The following is an 18114-nucleotide window of genomic DNA, read 5'->3' on the forward strand; positions in this document are numbered from 1 at the left end:
ATTCTCCAAATAATATAATGCAGCTAAAGTCAGCCATTAATACTATTAACTTGTTTAGAAGAGTATTACATAAAAGTCTCAGAAACCATTTATATGCTCTATATACAATAATATGAAAATAATATAAAATAAAATCTGCACTTAGCTGTTAAAATTTTAAATTATTCTATAATCATGGAATTTTTAGGGGGATTATTTATGGCAAACAAAAGTATTCACGCTACCAACAAAAACTATTGGGACAACACCGCAGATGAATGGTTTGGGGTTACTGCACTTCCTACATACGGGGTTCAATTTATAACAGAAGATGACTTAAACTTATTTGGTGATGTTTCTGGAAAGAAGCTCTTAGATATAGGCTGTGGAAGTGGTCACTCCTTAAAATACCAGGGTGATCATAATGCTGCTGAGCTTTGGGGACTAGATATGTCTACAAAACAAATTGAAAATGCTGAAAAATACTTAAAAGAATGTGGATATTCTGCAAAACTAATAAATGCACCTATGGAAGCTGAATCTGGCATCCCATTAGATTATTTTGATTATGTATATTCCATATATGCAGTAGGTTGGGCTACAGATTTACAAGGTACCTTTGATAGAATAGCATCTTATTTAAAAAAGGATGGTATATTTATATTTAGTTGGAAGCATCCATTACATCATTGCGTAGTTGTAGAGGATGATAAGTTAATATTTGATAAAAGCTACTTCGATGAAAGTTGGTTTACCTACCTAAATGATGGTTTTGACATCACATTATGTAATAGAAAGATTTCCACCTATATAAATGCATTAGCAAAAGCAGGTTTTGCTGTGGAATATATGGCTGAAGAGACAAACAAAGAAACCATGATGTCCAATTCTAATCTTAGCGAAAGATCAAAGAAAGCAAAAATGTTACCTCTTTCCTTTGTTATTAAAGCTAGAAAGCTCTAATTACTAAAACTATTAGCTATTCATATTAGTTTTTAGTTTTCTGATATATAGACGTTGAAGTTTCTTTTCAGCTTTAATATTATTAGACACAATTAAATTGCCAAAAAGAATTCATTCATGTTTCATTATGGTATAATTAAGATAATAATACTATATATGGAGGTGAGTTATGGAATTCTTTGCTACAAAGTTAAGTAATGTTATTGCATTTATATTAGTGCTTTTGGCTGTAATAAGTTATTTTTTGGGATTTAAAGAAGCAATTATAGTACCGATAGTGTATTTACTTTTTGTAGGTTACATATACTTGAGAAAGACTAAGAACTAAATTATTAAGACATCTGTATTATCATAGCTATATCAATTCTGTTATTTAAAACTAAGTAGGCAATTAAATTATTTATGAAACTTTAATTGCCTACTTAGTTTTTTACTATGTATTCAACATAATTTAGTTTATATAATAAGATTCATATATTTTACATATTAATGATAAATAATTTATTTAAGATTGAGGTTACGTTATGGATGAAATTAAAACAATATTTTTTGATATGGGTAATACTTTACTACACTTTCATTATGGACAATCTGATTATGAAAAAGATATACACGGCTTAATACATTTAACTAGGTATCTAAACAAATTTAACTCAAATATTGAGTTTGACCAAGTAAAGCAAGGTTTCTATGAAATTTGGATAGAAGGAATAAAAGAAAGGAAAACAACCTTTGTAGAATATCCAATAGAGAATTTTCTAAATAACTTCCTTCAAGAGTATGAAGTAGTTTTAACCTTGGATCAGTGCATAGAAGCTATCAACTTATTCTACACAGAATATATAAATCAATTGTATTTTGAACAATCAATATGCGACACTTTAAAATCCTTAAAAGACAAAGGTTACAAGATAGGAATTATATCTAATACTTGTTATTACGATGAGGTAATGAAAGAATGTTTTAAGAAAGCAAATATTTATGATTTAATTGATAGCTTCACCTTTAGCTATTCATTAAGAATTGGTAAACCTAAGGCTCAAATTTTTAGAGTTGCTTTAAACAATATGAAAATTAGCCCTAAAGAAGCTGTAATGGTAGGTGATAGTTTAGAAAAAGACATCAAACCAGCATCAGATCTTGGTATGAAAACTATATGGCTAAATAACAAAATTAACACTATAGAAAGCCTTATTAAGCCAAACATTCAAGTCTCATGTCTAGCAGAGTTGACTAAATATTTATAGATTATAATGAAATACAATTTTTACAATTGAAAATGAAAGATGTCATTATAGAATATCTTTCATTTTCATATGACTAGATGTTCTAATATACTATTTTAAGCTTAAGTATAAAGGATATATCTAACTTTTATGTTTATTTTAAACAATTATTCTTATGCCGCCTCTGTTTACTTTTCTTTTACAGGCAGAAGTAAATCTAATTGGATAGAGCTATCTTCAGGAGAAAGCATGTATTTGTTTATATAGTTGAGATGCTCCTCCATACATTCACTATTCCTATCTTCACTACTTAAATCTAAATCATATTTATCATTATTTTCAGCCCAATTGTACAGTTTAGCCCATTCATCAAAGGCTCCCATAGGAATCATATGAGCACAGTATAGACCACCAGCTAAGTGTTTTTTTGTAAATGGGGGCCTGACCTCAAAATTTTCTGGTATAGTAATCCATCTCTCATAACCATGATCACTGCCATCACTCATGTTCCCATTAGGATTATTAAAACCAAAATGTCTAAAATCCGGTTTTTTATCATAAAGTTTTGTTTCCTTTATAAACTCATGAAGTAAGTTTCCTGTTTCCATTTCTGGAAATCCTCCACTACAGTGAATACTTGCAACTGCTGCTGGTGGAATATAAATAATCCTTACCTCTCTGTCTTGTAGCTTGTTCAAGTTTTCATTTGCCCTATTTAATTGTTCCATTGACCTCTCTCCTTTAATATTAATTGTAGAAAGGCATAAAGGCTCCACAATTTTTAAGACATCTTCATTCTCCAGCAATTCAAAGTTTATACCCACTTTAACACTGTGTTTTAACCGCTGAATTAATAATTCGAGGATCTCCTTTATTGTGGTAAGTGAAGTTATTTCATGATTAAGCCCCAAGAGGTTTTCTGTAAATATATCAACAGTACTAGATTTACTATTATCTTCAAATATAGCTTTTATCTGTTTCAAAGAAATTCTTAATTTTCTTAGCACTACTATCTGTTTCATTCTTTTAATAGCAGCTTCATCATATACTCTATAGGCATAATCCTCTTTCTTTTTACTCTCAATAAGACCTATTTGCTCATAGTAACGAAGAGTTCTAGTTGATATATTAAAACTTCTTGATACCTCACTTATTGTCATTAACTCCATTCCTTCATCTCCTTTCTGTCTTAAGCATAAAGTACGACACGACGTCAAAGTCAATGGTTTTTACTAAACCATGTCACTTTATGGCAATTCTATAAATTTTCCTTGAAAATATCTGCGTTCAACTTATCATAGTTCTTGCAAACCCTAGTTATCACATCTCTAACTTCCATCAAAGCAAAACCTAAAAGATTTGTTCCTCTCCATAAAGCCGGATTTTCTATATTACTTTCATCAGCGGCCATTCCAATTCCCCAAATCTTATCATAAGGACTCGCCTCTACTAGCACCATATTCCTTGTTCCCAGTAGAAAATTTTTTAAATCATCATTTTGCATAAACTTAGCATAATTTCCATTAAGGATTATCGATTCCCTACATTGACTCCATATTGTATCATCAAAATTCTGAACTTGCCTTCCAAATTCTTTTATCTGTTTTGGACTTTTGCTTTTCATTATCATGTCAAGAGTTTTATAATCTTCAAAAAGCCTTGCTTTCTCAGCCATCATATACTGCTCCATACAGAAATACTTATCTGTATCTATGGAGAAGTCAGACTGCCACCACTGACTTAAGCAAGTTTTTGTTATACTACCATTTTTAGAAGGTTGATGCCCCCAAAAGAATAGATACTTTACTTCTTTTCCACCTTCAAAATCTGCTTCTATTTTTGAAACATTATACTTTATCTTCCCATCTTTATTCCAGAATAATATATTTCCATGATAAAAATCCTCATCTATACTTTCTTCATACCAACCTTCCCATCCCTTAGGCTCTGGAAACATTTTTTGATATTTTGTTTTATCAACATTATTCAAACTCTCATACCACGATATAAATTTATACGCATAATCTTCACCATATCCCATTCTCCACCCTATGCTATATCTACTAATATTAGGATACATAATCCACAGTGGAGCCATAGGATTGTCTATATTATAATTTTCCATTACATCTGTCACTCCTCTTCAATGTTTATTCATATAAACATTTTACCACCTAACTATACAAACATTTTATATTTATCTATAAAAAAACTAGATGAATATAGAATTCATCTAGTCGCTAAAAATCCTTCGTCCTACTTCAGCTATGATATTAAACCTATATAGGTTAATGTTTCAAACTGATATGTGATTAAAAAGATTTTTTAATTCATGGCTTGCATATTAGATATTTATAGGCAAACCATTTTCTTAATGTTACTTAAGTATTACTTTTCAAATTATTAACTTATTAGTTAATCCATGAAAGGTCCAGGTTCTCCACCCATAGGTGCAATAGTACCTGTATGAACTGAAACACTGTTATTTACAACTGGAACTAAAAACATACCAATAAATAAAATACCTACTACACCCTTTAATAATTTCTTTCTCATACCCTTACCTCTTCTTCAAAATAGACTTGTTGTAAAAGTGTTATCAACCATTCTACTTAATTGTTACTTATTAACTACTAATTTATTTTTGCACTAATCAACAGGTCCTGGTTCCAATCCCATAGGTGCAAGAGTGCCTACATGAACTGAAACACTATTACTTACAACTGGAACTAAAAACATACCAATAAATAAGATACCTACTATACCTTTTAAAAATCTTTTTCTCAATATACTCACCTCTTATTCTGCATGAAATCATCACTAAAATGTTATTAAACAACTTTGTTTGATTATTATTTTATAAAATGCTATATCTTAATCCATAGATGTTCCAGGATCCATCCCCGTAGGAGAAATTGTACCTCCTTGAACTAAGACACTATTACTTATAACTGGAACTAAGAACATACCTACAAACAAAATACTCACTAAACCTTTTAACAATCTTTTTCTCATTCTACATGCCTCCTTAACTTTATAAAATAATCATAGTATATTATACACATTTTCCCATAATATATGAAATATGTTAACAAAAAAAATTACTCCAATAATTTTTCTAGCTTTCCAAGCAAATTTACAGTTTCATTTTTTTTATCTAAATGTACCGATGCTTTAGCCAACTTTAACATTGCATATGACCTTCCATTATTAGCCTCATAATTATCAAGAGTCTCTAATAGTCTGTTCATTAAGCTTACAATACTTTCGTACTCTTTCCTATCCTCATGTGCTTCCACCAAGTCCTTGTAATTTTCTAATAAAGCATCAAAATTCTTATATTCTTCAGCTAAGTCTATAGCTAAATTAAAAATCAATAAACTCTCTGAGTAAAGACCTCTTTTTAATAATACTTTAGCTTTTATATTGAGAGTGCGTGCTAAAGACTCTTTGCTTACACGCATTTTAATCTGCTGCGCCTTTTCTATATATTCTAAACTCTTGTCATACTCTTCCAAATCATAGTAGCATTCTGCCATATTATTATATATCATGCTTAACTTTACATCATCTCTGTCTCTGACAATATGAACTAAATTCTCAAATACTTCAAGTGAATTTTTAGTTCCTCTTCTCCAATAGTATAAAGCAATACCTTTTGTAATATTAGCTCGAACTAATAAATCAAAACTAATATCGTCGCTGTTAACAAGTATAGTATTTTCAAGTATACCCAAACACTTTTCGTATTCCTTCAAATACATATAAACTAAAGCTAAGTTATGATTGGCTTTATAATAGTTATCCATGTCAGTTTCATCTAATGCATATGACATAGAGTCTTCATAATAATTTATAGCATCCCCATAATCTCCTATACTATTTTTGCAGTTACCCATTAAAAGATATATCCTAATCTGAGCTTTATTATCTCTAAGCTCCTTATACTTTCCAAGAGCCTTTCTTAAATATAAAAAACCATCTTTATAGTTTTTTTCATTATAGTATAATTCACCTTCCAGTTTATACATTTGGGCCAATAACTGATCTAATTCAAAATCCGTTGCTATCTTAATTAACTCTTTCAACTTATCATGATTAACTTCACTCTTTAGTTGCTCTTCGCAATAGTAGGTTGCATCTTCTTTAGGTGTTCTTGAAAAATACTCTTCGTCCAAATTTAGATCTAAGGATATTCTCTTAGCAATGTCATTAAACTTTTCTGCTAATGCCTTAGAGCTTGTCCTACTAACATTTCTTTTTCCGCTTTCCATCATGCTGATGAAGGCTCTCGTCATATTTGCACCTTCTAGTTCGGCTTGATTTACTCTAAACTTTTTCCTCATAAGTTTTATTTTCTCACTTGGATTATAAAATTCCAAACTTCTCACCCCTAATTCTTTAGCTTATCGCCTTTTAAATAATGCATTTGTTAACTATTATATTCCATTATATAGGAATTATCATCTTTTTTGCAATATTTTTTGTTTATTTTTTCAAGATAATTACATGATTGTTTATACTATTTGTATCTTTATATAAATTCATAAGTTATGTTGATAGAATTATTTTGCAATATGACAAGCTGTTGTCGCATTCAGTATTGTATGCTTTATTTATAGATTTGATTGGAGGAAGAAAACTTATGAAATTTGAATGGAAAAAGCAGGAGAAGGATCTTTACTTACCAAAGGATAAGCCAACCTTAGTAATTGTACCTGAGCAAAAGTTCTTTATAATAAGTGGTAGAGGAAACCCTAACGATGAGGAGTTTTCTGAAAAAATAGGCATATTATATTCCTTATCTTACGCTGTGAGAATGATGCCTAAAAAAGGTTACACGCCAGAGGGTTATTTTGAATATACAGTGTATCCTCTTGAAGGATTATGGGATCTAACAGAAAAAGGTAGAAATTCTGATGCCTTAGATAAAGATGAATTAGTGTATAAAATAATGATTAGACAACCTGATTTTGTAACTCAAGAAGTAGCCGATAAAGCCTTTGAAATTGTAAAAAATAAAAAGGATAATCCTTTGTTAGATAGTGTAACCTTTGAAACTCTGGAAGATGGCTTAGCTGTTCAAATGATGCATACAGGCTCATATGATGATGAACCAGAAAGTTTTGGGCAAATGAAGCAGTTTATAAAAGAAAATGACCTAGAGATAAAAACTTTGGTACATAGAGAAATATATATTTCAGATGCCAGAAAAACTGAGCCTTCTAAGTTAAAAACAATTTTGAGATATATGGTTTTATAAATTCAAAACTACTTATGGTTATCCGTTCCATTTATTGCATGATAAACCTAATTAATTCATATAGAACCTATTTTTATCTACTGATATAGCACTTAATAGTAAACTATATATTGTAAATCCTCTTCTTATAATATTGCCTTCCAAAGACAGTGTTTCTAGAGGTTTCTTATAACTTATAATTACCGGTTTTCTAAAGTGTTACTAAAAAAAATGAATTTTTATTAAAAAAATCTTTTAAAAATCTATTGACGTTTAAAAAAATTCGATATAAAATGAAATAAATTCAAAGTTAAATTTCAACAATCTATTATAAAAGCATTGATGGGAAGAGTAGTTATTATGATGTAGTTAAAGCGAGTCAGTGGTGGTGTGAGACTGATACGAAGCTGATAATGAAGAACATCCCGGAGCTTCCAAACGAAATTTTTTTAAAGAGTAGTCTTGGACGGAGCCAGACCGTTACAGCGTGGACAGTATCGAATTCAATTTTTATCTATCATGATTCCGTACTGATTAAGGAGAGCTTTTTAAGCTAATTTAGGTGGTACCGCGGAAGTATAGTCTTTCGTCCTATATAAAATATAGGATGAAGGGCTTTTTTTATTACCTTTTAGCAAAAATCATACTCTAAACATATATCCGGATAACAAATTTTTATTATAAACATAGAGTTATGTATGATTGGCTAATAAGTAAATATATGCTGCTTGAAAGAATTTCTTCACATACTTTCATAAATGGCAGCTACTTAAAAATTATATTTTATACAAATCCATGGATAATTATGCAAAAACAATCAACATTACCATCATGAGAAAAAAAGAAGAAAACTAACTTACTGCTACACTCTCCCTGCACTTATTGGGAAAAGCAGATGTTCAAAATAACTATTAAAAATTATATTAAAGATTATATTTTAAATTTGGGGAGGAGTATTAATATGTGTACTATTATGTGTTATACAGGAACAGACATGAAACATGAGAAATTTGCTGAGGCTTTACAAAGAACTGAGTTAAGAGGTCCAGATATGACTGAAATTCTAACTTTACCTTCTGGTATCCTAGGCTTTCAAAGACTTGCTATCATGGACTTAAGCTTTAGCGGAATGCAGCCTTTTACAAGAAAGAGAGATGCTTCTATCTGCAACGGTGAAATATATGGTTTCCGTAAGCTAAAAGAAGATCTAATAGCAAAGGGACACAAATTCATATCAGATAGTGACTGTGAAGTGTTACTTCCAATGTACTATGAATATGGTTTAGATATGTTTTCAAAACTTGATGCAGAGTATGCAACGGTTATCTATGATGGAGAACAGGACATCTTCATAGCAGCAAGGGATCCAATAGGAATCCGTCCTCTATTCTACGGTTACTCTGAATCTGGGAAAATAATGTTTGCTAGCGAAGCTAAGAACTTAGTTGGACTTACAGATAAGATCATGCCATTCCCTCCAGGACATTATTATGCGGATGGAAAATTCACTTGCTACTGTGATATAGCTGCTGTAGACGGTGATTACTTAAAAGATGATTTAGATACTATTTGTCAAAACGTTCATGACAAGCTTGTAGCTGCTATAGAAAAACGTATGGATGCTGATGCTCCTGTAGGCTTCTTACTAAGTGGTGGCTTAGATAGCTCTCTAGTGTGTTCAATAGCTCAAAAAATGTACCCAGATAAGCCAATAAAGACTTTCGCTATAGGTATGACTGAGGATGCTATAGATTTAAAATATGCCAAAGAAGTAGCTGACTACATCCATAGCGATCACACTGTTGTTTATATGACTAAGGAAGAAGTTCTTGAATCCTTTGAAGAAGTTATAAAGCTTCTTGGAACCTTCGATATAACTACAATAAGAGCTAGTATCGGAATGTATCTAATCTGCAAAAAGATTCATGAGATTTCTGATGTAAGAGTACTTTTAACTGGTGAAATTTCTGATGAGTTATTTGGTTACAAATACACTGATTTTGCTCCAAGTGCAGATCAATTCCAAAAGGAATCTCAAAAGAGAATCAGAGAGCTATTTATGTATGATGTACTTCGTGCAGATCGTTGCATAAGCTCTAACTCTTTGGAGGCAAGAGTTCCATTTGGAGATTTAGATTTTGTTAAGTATGTTATGGCTATTGACCCTGAAAAGAAAATGAACAAATACAACATGGGTAAATACCTACTAAGACATTCCTTTGAAGGTGACTATCTACCACAAAGTATTTTATACCGTGAAAAAGCAGCCTTCAGCGATGCTGTAGGACATTCTATGGTAGACTACCTTAAGGAATATGCAGAAAAACAATACAGTGATGAAGCCTTCGAAAAGCTATGCGAAAAGTATAAATATCATGCTCAACCATTCACAAAAGAATCTTTACTATACAGAGAAATCTTTGAAAAATATTATCCAGGTCAAGCAGAAATGATAAAGGACTTCTGGATGCCAAACAAGGAATGGGAAGGCTGTAACGTAGACGATCCAAGTGCTAGAGTATTGTCAAACTACGGTGCTAGCGGACTATAATATTTATGATTAAATTTATATGCTTCTCTGTTGTAAGTCTAAGCAACACTTACAACAGAAGAATAAAAAATCTATTGGGCTAATATAGAAAAGTCACCTAACATAACTTCTTAAGTTTTGATAGGTGATTTTTTTATATCTCTACTCTATTTACATACCCACATTTATATTTATAACCTTTGACTCACATTAATTTACTATTCTAAATCAATTACTTATGATTATATCTCCTAAAATCAAACTATTCCAATTACTACATATTGATTTCTTCATTGCATTATTCAATACTAAAAGAACATTCTTATATTTTATATATACTACCTATGCTTTTTATTGCTTTAAGTAGGCTTCAGAGATTCAGTCTAATACTAGAATTAAAGTTGTATTTAGTTTTTCAGATTAGAACTTAAAAGTAAAAATTATATTTTTTACTACTCAATTATCAACCGGTATTAATTGGTAAATCCTGTGTTATAATATCCTTATACCTATGTTGTAAATTATATAAATTGAAATAATGTATTGTGATTTTAATAAAGATAAAGAAATAGTCAGAGGTAGAAATGTGCTTATTAAAAGTACTCTGCCATTATATATACTAAGGTAAAAATATAAAGGCTAGGCTGTATAGTTTAGACAAATTTTATATAGCCTATTATTAGTAATTATTCTTGAGATTTGATTAATAGAATACAGTAACTAGGAGGGTTTATGAGTAAATTAACTAAAATTGCAATAGTTGGTTTAATAACGTTCATATTATCAGTTATAGGAATTGCTAAATTTAGTTTTAATAGTGGATATAAGATTTCAATTAATAATACTACAAATGTAGCTATTGAGAGATTAGAGCTAAAGTATAAGGCTGGTAATGTAATAAAAGCTATTTCCCAAATAGGAGCCAAAGCTTCTTGGACTGGCGCTATTGATACTAATAGTTTTGATGGAGAAAATGCAATAATTTTAACCTACAAAGATAATAAAAACAATCCTCATGAGGAATATGTAGTGGGATATTTAGAAAAAGGTTATCATGGGAATACCAATGTAGTTATTAATAACATTGATGAAAATGGCAAATTAGAATTAGAGGTTAAATAGAATTTTCATTTGAAGTTTTCAAAATCCATTTTACCGCTTCAAGTATATTTTCAGCGATATAATCAGCTTCGTACTGCTCCCAAGTATGTCTAAACTCTGATAAGCTACCTTTGCCTACTCCTGTCAAAACTAAAATAGCCTTTGCCCCAACATTTCTAGCAAGGACAATATCGCTCATACCCATATCTCCTACTACAAAGCTATTATTCACATCAATATTAAGTTTCTTAACAGCCTTGTCCACCATGCCTGTGAAAGGTTTCTTACAGCTGCAATTATCCTCTTTAGTATGGGGACAACAGTATACATCATCAAGGTGTGCACCATTTTCACAAAGCTTTCTTTTTAGTAGCAAAATCTTATAATCAAAATCCTTTTGTGATAAGTACCCTCTTGAGATATTGCTCTGATTAGTTGTTAAAACAGCTAATATACCATTTCTATTTAATTCTTTTATAGCCTCTATAGCAAATGGATAGAAATCAAAGTTTGAAATATCGTCTATACCTGTACCTCCTAAGGTACCTTGCATGTCTAAAAACACAGCCTTATTTTTCTCATTCATAAGCTTAAACCTCCTAGAAACTTTCACTAAATTGGCCTTCTTTAGTTAATTGCTTGGAAATTCTTCTTATCTCAGTATAGGTGAATAAACCTTGATAAGCTTATATGTTTTAGCCTCTGCCTTATCTGCATTTTTGAAAATCATCAACAGTAAAACAAGCTAATGGAATATATTACTTCTTAATATATAAGCCATAATTTCTTCTTTTATTTATGTGTAATTTATAATTCTACTAATGAATATGTACCACTTCAATCCAAAAACTATTTTTAAAGCTCCCATTGCCTCTTAGATGAAAGCTTAATAATATAAATTTAAATATGAAGTGGTAAATAACTATGTATACTAATCTAATACCTTTTAAGCTTATCTATCCTTTGAGGTCAGTGTCTTAAGAATTTTACTCACATCTCCATCCCAAATAAGATAATCACTATCTACCTTTGTGACTTTTCTAGATTGGTTACTATGAATATAAAGACAATCTAACGAAGCAGCTTTTGCACCTTCAACATCACATAGGTGATCATTGCCAATAAAAATACTTTCTTCTCTATCTAGGTTCTCATTATTTATAAGATAATCAAAAAATGCCTTATCTGGTTTACATATTTCAATATCTGAAGAACTATATAGACCATCAAAATAGTCATGTATTCCCAAATATTTTAATTCAGGAACAGTAAATTCTCTTTGTCCATTTGATAGCATGTATATCTTTTTATTTGTTGCCTTTAATTCTGTTAATAGTTCTTTAACACCTGGATACAGACTTATATATTCTGTAGACAATCCTCTAAACAATCTCATAGAGTAACTGATTAACTGCTCGTCCACTTCTATCCCTTTATCCTCATATAGCTTCTTAAAAACTTCTGATAATTTTATATCTGGATATTCTGTTTTATTATTTGCTTTAAGTTTCTTATCAACTTCTTCTAAATATGCTTGTTTCAATTCGCTAGGTTTATATATAGCTCCATTGTAACTATAAAACAGTGAAAGCTTCTTCCAAAGCATGCTTTTTGATTCATTTGTATGAATGTTTATTAAGGTTCCATACAAATCAAATATAAAATTCTTGTACATAAGTTATCTCCTCACCTTTACCCAATATCTTTAAGTTAGTATATTAATTTTTTCCATGTTTATATTATAACAAACATCTGTGAATTTTTTTACAATCTTTACTTATAAATATTCTAGACCTTATTTTCAATTTTAGATATTATCTTGTAGTAGATTTTCTTCATATTGGGTTCAGTTAAGTATTTATCTAGTCCGTATATTGGCAACCATTTTACATCACTATTTTCATCTGGCTTAATATTAACTTTCATATTATCATCAGCTTGGAATAAGTATACAACGGAAATATGTAGGTGTGCCGCAACATAATTTCCCCTTCTAAAATGCCCTGATGCAGAGAGAATATCTAAAGAAGTTATTTTGTCTGATAATAGAACAATTTCTTCCAAACCTGTTTCTTCCTTAATTTCCGATATAGCAACGTTCAATAAATTTTCATTACCATCTGCATGTCCACCAGGTAGAGACCAAGCTTTAAATATGTTATGATGTACCATAAGTACTTTATCTTTAGTTTTGTTTATCACAAAACCAAAGCTTGTTATATGTATAAGCTCATTATCCCTACTTAAAATATCATCAAATAAATTTATATACTTCAGAACTAATGCCTTATCTTTTTTCTCCTGTTCATCAAAAGGAGTAAATTCTTTTATTTGGTCAATCCAATTCATGCTTCCACCTACATTCTTACATATAATAATATGGGAATTTAATAATTTAACTCTAGCTCATATAAATTGCACTCATGTACTCTTTTAAAGGATTTTCTGATTGTTTCTTTATCTTCTCCTATATATTGATTAAAACTACTGCATGTAAATAACTTATTAATAGTGGACTTTGCTATCTTATCGCATTCACTACCTTCAGCATAAACATGAAGATAGGACTCCTTCCATATAAAACCTCTGTTCTTATACCAATCATTTACCCATTTATCATCTCTAGTCCAAGCCTCAAGCTTTTTTATATCTTTAGCTCTCAATCTATCTATTGCTTCATTTAGCAACATGGTTGCCACACCTGATTTTCTGTATTCTGGTAGTACTGCTATATGCCATATTACTCCACCTAATTCAGTGCTGTTATAGCATACAGTGCCTTTTTGTCTTTCATATTCTACATCTATTAATCCAACAATCTTATTATCAACTTCTGCAACTAATTCCACAGAAGGATTCTTATAATGCTCTTTTTCACGGAGCACGTTATCGAAATATGCGCTATCTAAAAAAGACAATACCCTACACTTTACCCATTCATAATTATCAGTATCTTTGTATTCTCTAACTAACATTCTCTCTCCCTATCTAATCAATTATTTTGTGATGTGTTCCGTATAATAATAGTGAATTAACATAATTGCAGATAATAAAACAATTAGATCCGTACCTTTGTATTTTCATTCAAATATTTTTTAAATTCTCTAAAACCATCTTTTGTTGTATTCCAGTGTATAAATTTCATATTTAAAGCTTCAGTCTCTTGTGGAAATCCGCAACTATCATCCATATATATAACTTCATTTGGCTGAACTCCCAGCCTTTTGCATGCAATCTTATATATTTCTGGTTGTGGCTTTTCTGCACCTTCTATCTCTGAATTAACAAAGTCCATAAATTCAGAGTAACCATAGTATTGGTCCCAGTAATGAAATGTTGCTTTCGGTCCATTGTTCACAACACACATTTTAAAGTGCTCCTTTAGTATAGGTAGCACCGCCCATAAGGGCTCATATTTTTTATATGATGTAACAAGCTCTATAATTTCTTCTTTTGTAGCTCTATTCTGTAATAGTCTATTATAGATATATCCCATTCTTTCGTTACCACTTTTATCTTTCTCAACTAAAACACCGTGCCAGTCAAATAATATCCCTTTTATCATAAATAGGCTCCTTATCTTCAAAGTTATAATAAAAAATCATTATATTTTGTATTCAAGCTAGCTTCATCTTTCTTGATCCTATAATTAATTCATTATATTCTTATAAAAACAAATTATAGTTTCTCTTCAAAACTCTCTTTAAAAATTATTCTTAACAGTTCAATAGGAAGCTCTTGCTTATTAAAAATTTGTAGCATACCTTTAGGTGTTGCTCATCTTTATGGAAAATTACTGCTTTTGCCTCCACATTAATATGATCCTTAAAGGGAATGATACGAACAAAATTATCCTTAACATAAAAGGATGGTAGTTTTGCCCATAGTTTTTCCTCTATGTTTTGAGAAGTACTGCTGAGTACAATTTCATGTAATATTAAAAACCTTTGCTTTGTTGATTGTTCAAATTTATCTAAATAGTTACTAATTTCTTCTTTCATTTTTATCTCACCACTCTTTTAGAATTACATCTTTTAGTTTTATAATTAGGCTCAATTTAAGATTATTGCTGAAATTGAGGTGTAAAAACAATAGATACCATATGATCGAGCATTTAGTATTAAATGATTTTTCTATATGGAATAGAGTGAAGAAGCTGTATTGTTAAGGCATAATTCTAAAAGCACTTCATAATTTACTAAAGCTTCAGCTCTATACCGCTTTTCTTCTCCTTCAACAGTATTTCTATTAGTTGCACGATTTGTGCCCCTGCTTCTACTGGAGGCATTCCATTTTTGTGTATATTGGATATTACTGTTCTTTGGGATTCTGGCTTTTTGCTACTGGCTTCATAGGCCATGTAGCAGCTCATACTTTCTCCTGTAGCTAGTCCTGGTCTTTCTCCTATCAATATAAGAGTAACTTTTGCATTTAAGTCTTCACTTATTTTGTCCATGGTAGCAACTCTTGCGTACTTAACAAATATAGGAGTTCCAAGCCTGTAGCCTTTAGCTTTCACTCCATCAACTATCATTGGATATATTTCTTTTAGATTAGTATTTATAGCTGGAGAACTTAAACCATCACCGGCGATGATCTGCACATCAACATCCTTGATGCAGTTTTCTTTTATATATTTTATTACTTGCTCTGAAAAACATTTTCCTAAATCTGGCCTTGTTATATATTGCTCCTTATCTTTTACCAAGGTCTGCACCTTAAAAAATCCAAGCTCATCAACTACATTTTCATCTACATTAGACCATACTGCATCCATAGCAACAGCATGGTCTGCCCGCAACCTTAGATAGGTGCTTGTTTTATATCTATTTCCAGCTCTACCTAAGCAAATTCTTGCTGGGGTTGCTTGCTTTAGCATAAGGCAAGCTTCGTTGTCTACCTGTTTGTCTGTAGAGGCACTATAATTTAAATCTTCTTCGTATTTATTATCTATAAGATAATCTTCCACAGCTTACACCCCCATATTTAGAAATATTGATGGATCTCCAGCTCTACTGGTCAATACGCCATCTTGCATTATTCCAAGCTCATTAAGTCTCATTTCAAACTCTTTTATAGGTCTTTTATTAGTTATCTCCCGTAAGGTAGCAATATCATGATAACTTGTGGATTGGTACATTAGCATAACATCATCTCCACCAGGAACTCCCATAAAATAATTGCAGTTTGCTTGTGCCAATAGTAAGGCTAGATTTTCCAAATCATTTTGATCTGCTTTCATATGATTTGTATAGCAAACATCTACTCCCATTGAAAGTCCAGTAAGCTTGCCCATAAAATGCTCCTCAAGTCCTGCTCTTATCACTTGTGCTCCATCATAAAGATACTCTGGTCCTATAAACCCCACCACTGTATTTACCAAGAAAGGCTTATATTTTTTTGCTAATCCATAGCACCTTGCTTCCATGGTAAGCTGATCCGCCCTATTATGCCCTTCTGAGGATAATTCAGAACCTTGTCCTGTTTCAAAGTACATGAAGTTATCTCCTTTAGAAGACTTGTGAGCTTTCATTAGATGATACCCTTCATCTAGTAATTTCACATCTATACCGAAAGCTCTGTTTGAGATTTCAGATCCAGCTATGCTTTGAAACATCAAATCCATTGGAGCTCCCTTTTTAAGAGCCTCCATTTGAGTGGTTATGTGTGCTAGTACACAATTTTGAGTTGGCAGCTTAAACTTATTCATAAATTCCTTAAAGGCCTTCAATATATTTGAAACTCCTTCAATTGAATCTATTGCTGGGTTAAGACCAATTACTGCATCACCTATTCCATAGCTTATCCCTTCCATAACCGATGCCATTATTCCTTGAAGGTTGTCAGTTGGATGATTAGGCTGAAGTCTTGCTGCGAGGGTTCCTAAATCTCCTATGGTAGTGTTACAGGTTGCTGTATTTATTATTTTCCTAGAGGCACATATAAGATCCATGTTGCTCATAAGCTTAGTTACACCAGCAATAACCTCAGAAGTTAGTCCATCTCTTACAGCTTTTATTTCCTCCCCCGTCTTCTCTAGTAGGAATTCTCTAAATTCTCCTATAGTCATAGATCTTATACTCTTATAAACCTCTTCATTTACACCATCTTGAATCACTCTTGTAACTTCATCCTTATCATAATCAACCGCTGGATTATTTCTCAAATCTGCTATTGTCAACTCTGAAAGAACAATTTTAGCAGCCACTCTTTCCTCTGTTGAGCTTGCACCTATCATAGCCAGATTATCACCAGACTTTTCTTCATTTGCTTTTGCAAGAACTTCCTTTATATCTGAAAAGTTATATACCTTTCCAAAAAGAGTTGTTTTCAACCTCATAGCTTATCCCCCTAATAACCGCTTTTGACTTAAATTAAATATATATACTATACGAATAATAATTGATACATTGTAAAAAACTCTAGGTCATTGGATTTTTTTAATAAGCAGCACTTATATTTTCTTATACGCTTATCCAGCTCAAAGATAGTTCCAGCTTACTCAAGAATCATAACTGAGAATCCAATGTTACCAAACTTAGAGCTTCTTTCAAAAGAACTAACTTTTTTAAATCCAGTTCTTTCATATATTTTTACTGCTCTGCTGTTAAAATCTGCTACAGTTAGTCTAAAAGCCTTTGCTGTTAATTTATCTTTAGCAAAGTCTAGAATAGCCTTAAGAAATTCAATACCTAGTCCACAACCGCACAAATCAGGCTTCATCCCTAAACCAACATCAGTATAACCCTTGCAATCATAAGCCCCAAAGATATTTCCTATTGGAACCTGAGCATCTTCGCCAAAGCAACAATATCCTATAATATTATTTTCACTATCAAGAACTGTATAATAATTTCCCTTAAGAAGTTCTTGTATGCACTCTTCACTTTCATCCATGCTATATATTGAATATGGTTCTTTATACACCCATTTTGTGATTTGCTTTACATCCTTAAGGTTAATCTTATTTATATGTAATTTCATATTAAATCCCCCTTAGCTTTAGCAGTTATTAAAATTTTTATTTTCAAATTATCCTCTCTAAAACTAAAGGAGTTTTAGAAATGTTTTAG

General features: G+C 31.2%; 21 protein-coding genes and 1 other annotated feature. Of the genes, 6 read left to right on the forward strand and 15 right to left on the reverse strand.

Annotated elements, in window-relative coordinates:
- Window positions 1-198 precede the first annotated feature (198 nt).
- From GXK57_RS05095 to GXK57_RS05105, 3 genes are all read left to right on the forward strand, one after another.
- Complete coding sequence (locus GXK57_RS05095; protein WP_160672410.1) at window positions 199-942, forward strand: class I SAM-dependent methyltransferase; 744 nt, start codon at window positions 199-201, stop codon at window positions 940-942.
- Between the two features lie 169 nt (window positions 943-1111).
- Window positions 1112-1270 carry a hypothetical protein gene (locus GXK57_RS05100; RefSeq protein WP_160672413.1) on the forward strand — a complete coding sequence of 53 codons (159 nt, stop codon included), beginning with the start codon at window positions 1112-1114 and terminating at the stop codon, window positions 1268-1270.
- Between the two features lie 196 nt (window positions 1271-1466).
- Window positions 1467-2189: an HAD family hydrolase gene (locus tag GXK57_RS05105; protein WP_160672416.1), complete on the forward strand. Its 723-nt coding sequence runs from the start codon at window positions 1467-1469 to the stop codon at window positions 2187-2189.
- Between the two features lie 167 nt (window positions 2190-2356).
- On the opposite strand, the gene GXK57_RS05110 is transcribed toward GXK57_RS05105, so the two are convergent.
- The 6 genes from GXK57_RS05110 to GXK57_RS05135 form a co-directional block, all read right to left on the reverse strand.
- The gene (locus GXK57_RS05110) at window positions 2357-3337 is read right to left on the reverse strand and encodes a MerR family transcriptional regulator (RefSeq protein WP_160672419.1); all 981 of its coding nucleotides are present in this window, start codon (window positions 3335-3337) and stop codon (window positions 2357-2359) included.
- Between the two features lie 89 nt (window positions 3338-3426).
- Window positions 3427-4293 carry an NADAR family protein gene (locus GXK57_RS05115; protein ID WP_160672422.1) on the reverse strand — a complete coding sequence of 289 codons (867 nt, stop codon included), beginning with the start codon at window positions 4291-4293 and terminating at the stop codon, window positions 3427-3429.
- 290 nt (window positions 4294-4583) lie between these two features.
- Window positions 4584-4724, reverse strand: a complete 141-nt coding sequence (locus GXK57_RS05120; protein ID WP_160672425.1) for a hypothetical protein — start codon at window positions 4722-4724, stop codon at window positions 4584-4586.
- 93 nt (window positions 4725-4817) lie between these two features.
- On the reverse strand, window positions 4818-4955 hold the full coding sequence (locus tag GXK57_RS05125) for a hypothetical protein (protein WP_160672428.1): 138 nt from the start codon (window positions 4953-4955) through the stop codon (window positions 4818-4820).
- Window positions 4956-5042: 87 nt separating this feature from the next.
- A complete protein-coding gene (locus GXK57_RS05130; protein WP_160672431.1) occupies window positions 5043-5183 on the reverse strand; it encodes a hypothetical protein in 141 nt (46 codons plus the stop codon).
- Between the two features lie 86 nt (window positions 5184-5269).
- On the reverse strand, window positions 5270-6550 hold the full coding sequence (locus GXK57_RS05135) for a helix-turn-helix transcriptional regulator (protein ID WP_160672434.1): 1281 nt from the start codon (window positions 6548-6550) through the stop codon (window positions 5270-5272).
- A gap of 263 nt (window positions 6551-6813) precedes the next feature.
- Between GXK57_RS05135 and GXK57_RS05140 the strand changes: the two genes are divergently transcribed.
- The 3 genes from GXK57_RS05140 (at window position 6814) to GXK57_RS05150 (ending at window position 11062) form a co-directional block, all read left to right on the forward strand.
- Entirely contained in the window at window positions 6814-7431 is a 618-nt protein-coding gene (locus tag GXK57_RS05140; RefSeq protein ID WP_160672437.1) for a GyrI-like domain-containing protein, read from the forward strand.
- 309 nt (window positions 7432-7740) lie between these two features.
- Window positions 7741-8007, forward strand: a binding site (T-box leader).
- A 364-nt stretch (window positions 8008-8371) separates the two neighbouring features.
- Window positions 8372-9961 (forward strand): asparagine synthase B, encoded by a 1590-nt coding sequence (gene asnB / locus GXK57_RS05145; RefSeq protein ID WP_160672440.1) that lies wholly within the window; start codon window positions 8372-8374, stop codon window positions 9959-9961.
- A 711-nt stretch (window positions 9962-10672) separates the two neighbouring features.
- On the forward strand, window positions 10673-11062 hold the full coding sequence (locus GXK57_RS05150; protein WP_160672443.1) for a hypothetical protein: 390 nt from the start codon (window positions 10673-10675) through the stop codon (window positions 11060-11062).
- Here GXK57_RS05150 and GXK57_RS05155 read toward each other — a convergent pair.
- The 9 genes from GXK57_RS05155 to GXK57_RS05195 all read right to left on the reverse strand — a co-directional run bounded on the left by GXK57_RS05155 (window position 11055) and on the right by GXK57_RS05195 (window position 18025).
- A complete protein-coding gene (locus GXK57_RS05155; protein ID WP_160672446.1) occupies window positions 11055-11627 on the reverse strand; it encodes an HAD-IIIA family hydrolase in 573 nt (190 codons plus the stop codon). The two genes, GXK57_RS05150 and GXK57_RS05155, sit on opposite strands and share 8 nt — an antisense overlap.
- Before the next feature lie 366 nt (window positions 11628-11993).
- Window positions 11994-12716 (reverse strand): HAD family hydrolase, encoded by a 723-nt coding sequence (locus tag GXK57_RS05160; RefSeq protein ID WP_160672449.1) that lies wholly within the window; start codon window positions 12714-12716, stop codon window positions 11994-11996.
- A gap of 113 nt (window positions 12717-12829) precedes the next feature.
- Window positions 12830-13390: an NUDIX hydrolase gene (locus tag GXK57_RS05165; RefSeq protein ID WP_160672452.1), complete on the reverse strand. Its 561-nt coding sequence runs from the start codon at window positions 13388-13390 to the stop codon at window positions 12830-12832.
- Between the two features lie 38 nt (window positions 13391-13428).
- On the reverse strand, window positions 13429-14016 hold the full coding sequence (locus tag GXK57_RS05170) for a GNAT family N-acetyltransferase (protein WP_160672455.1): 588 nt from the start codon (window positions 14014-14016) through the stop codon (window positions 13429-13431).
- An 83-nt stretch (window positions 14017-14099) separates the two neighbouring features.
- Window positions 14100-14606 carry an HAD family hydrolase gene (locus tag GXK57_RS05175; protein WP_160672458.1) on the reverse strand — a complete coding sequence of 169 codons (507 nt, stop codon included), beginning with the start codon at window positions 14604-14606 and terminating at the stop codon, window positions 14100-14102.
- A 151-nt stretch (window positions 14607-14757) separates the two neighbouring features.
- The gene (locus tag GXK57_RS05180) at window positions 14758-15042 is read right to left on the reverse strand and encodes a hypothetical protein (RefSeq protein ID WP_243156373.1); all 285 of its coding nucleotides are present in this window, start codon (window positions 15040-15042) and stop codon (window positions 14758-14760) included.
- 197 nt (window positions 15043-15239) lie between these two features.
- Window positions 15240-16010, reverse strand: a complete 771-nt coding sequence (gene eutC / locus GXK57_RS05185; protein WP_279285479.1) for an ethanolamine ammonia-lyase subunit EutC — start codon at window positions 16008-16010, stop codon at window positions 15240-15242.
- Window positions 16011-16013: 3 nt separating this feature from the next.
- Window positions 16014-17381 carry an ethanolamine ammonia-lyase subunit EutB gene (locus tag GXK57_RS05190; RefSeq protein WP_160672462.1) on the reverse strand — a complete coding sequence of 456 codons (1368 nt, stop codon included), beginning with the start codon at window positions 17379-17381 and terminating at the stop codon, window positions 16014-16016.
- Between the two features lie 158 nt (window positions 17382-17539).
- A complete protein-coding gene (locus GXK57_RS05195; RefSeq protein WP_160672465.1) occupies window positions 17540-18025 on the reverse strand; it encodes a GNAT family N-acetyltransferase in 486 nt (161 codons plus the stop codon).
- Window positions 18026-18114: the final 89 nt, after the last annotated feature.

It is taken from the genome of Clostridium sp. C8-1-8, assembly GCF_009928445.1.
In the GTDB taxonomy this organism is placed as follows: Bacteria; Bacillota; Clostridia; order Clostridiales; family Clostridiaceae; genus Clostridium_AR.

Excerpts from the sequence above, each read along its gene's own strand:
- GXK57_RS05095 (WP_160672410.1), top strand. The coding sequence starts at position 199 with ATGGCAAACAAAAGTATTCACGCTACCAACAAAAACTATTGGGACAAC.
- GXK57_RS05100 (WP_160672413.1), top strand. The coding sequence starts at position 1,112 with ATGGAATTCTTTGCTACAAAGTTAAGTAATGTTATTGCATTTATATTA.
- GXK57_RS05105 (WP_160672416.1), top strand. The coding sequence starts at position 1,467 with ATGGATGAAATTAAAACAATATTTTTTGATATGGGTAATACTTTACTA.
- GXK57_RS05110 (WP_160672419.1), bottom strand. The coding sequence starts at position 3,337 with ATGGAGTTAATGACAATAAGTGAGGTATCAAGAAGTTTTAATATATCA.
- GXK57_RS05115 (WP_160672422.1), bottom strand. The coding sequence starts at position 4,293 with ATGGAAAATTATAATATAGACAATCCTATGGCTCCACTGTGGATTATG.
- GXK57_RS05120 (WP_160672425.1), bottom strand. The coding sequence starts at position 4,724 with ATGAGAAAGAAATTATTAAAGGGTGTAGTAGGTATTTTATTTATTGGT.
- GXK57_RS05130 (WP_160672431.1), bottom strand. The coding sequence starts at position 5,183 with ATGAGAAAAAGATTGTTAAAAGGTTTAGTGAGTATTTTGTTTGTAGGT.
- GXK57_RS05140 (WP_160672437.1), top strand. The coding sequence starts at position 6,814 with ATGAAATTTGAATGGAAAAAGCAGGAGAAGGATCTTTACTTACCAAAG.
- asnB (WP_160672440.1), top strand. The coding sequence starts at position 8,372 with ATGTGTACTATTATGTGTTATACAGGAACAGACATGAAACATGAGAAA.
- GXK57_RS05150 (WP_160672443.1), top strand. The coding sequence starts at position 10,673 with ATGAGTAAATTAACTAAAATTGCAATAGTTGGTTTAATAACGTTCATA.
- GXK57_RS05155 (WP_160672446.1), bottom strand. The coding sequence starts at position 11,627 with ATGAATGAGAAAAATAAGGCTGTGTTTTTAGACATGCAAGGTACCTTA.
- GXK57_RS05160 (WP_160672449.1), bottom strand. The coding sequence starts at position 12,716 with ATGTACAAGAATTTTATATTTGATTTGTATGGAACCTTAATAAACATT.
- GXK57_RS05165 (WP_160672452.1), bottom strand. The coding sequence starts at position 13,390 with ATGAATTGGATTGACCAAATAAAAGAATTTACTCCTTTTGATGAACAG.
- GXK57_RS05170 (WP_160672455.1), bottom strand. The coding sequence starts at position 14,016 with ATGTTAGTTAGAGAATACAAAGATACTGATAATTATGAATGGGTAAAG.
- GXK57_RS05175 (WP_160672458.1), bottom strand. The coding sequence starts at position 14,606 with ATGATAAAAGGGATATTATTTGACTGGCACGGTGTTTTAGTTGAGAAA.
- GXK57_RS05180 (WP_243156373.1), bottom strand. The coding sequence starts at position 15,042 with ATGAAAGAAGAAATTAGTAACTATTTAGATAAATTTGAACAATCAACA.
- GXK57_RS05190 (WP_160672462.1), bottom strand. The coding sequence starts at position 17,381 with ATGAGGTTGAAAACAACTCTTTTTGGAAAGGTATATAACTTTTCAGAT.
- GXK57_RS05195 (WP_160672465.1), bottom strand. The coding sequence starts at position 18,025 with ATGAAATTACATATAAATAAGATTAACCTTAAGGATGTAAAGCAAATC.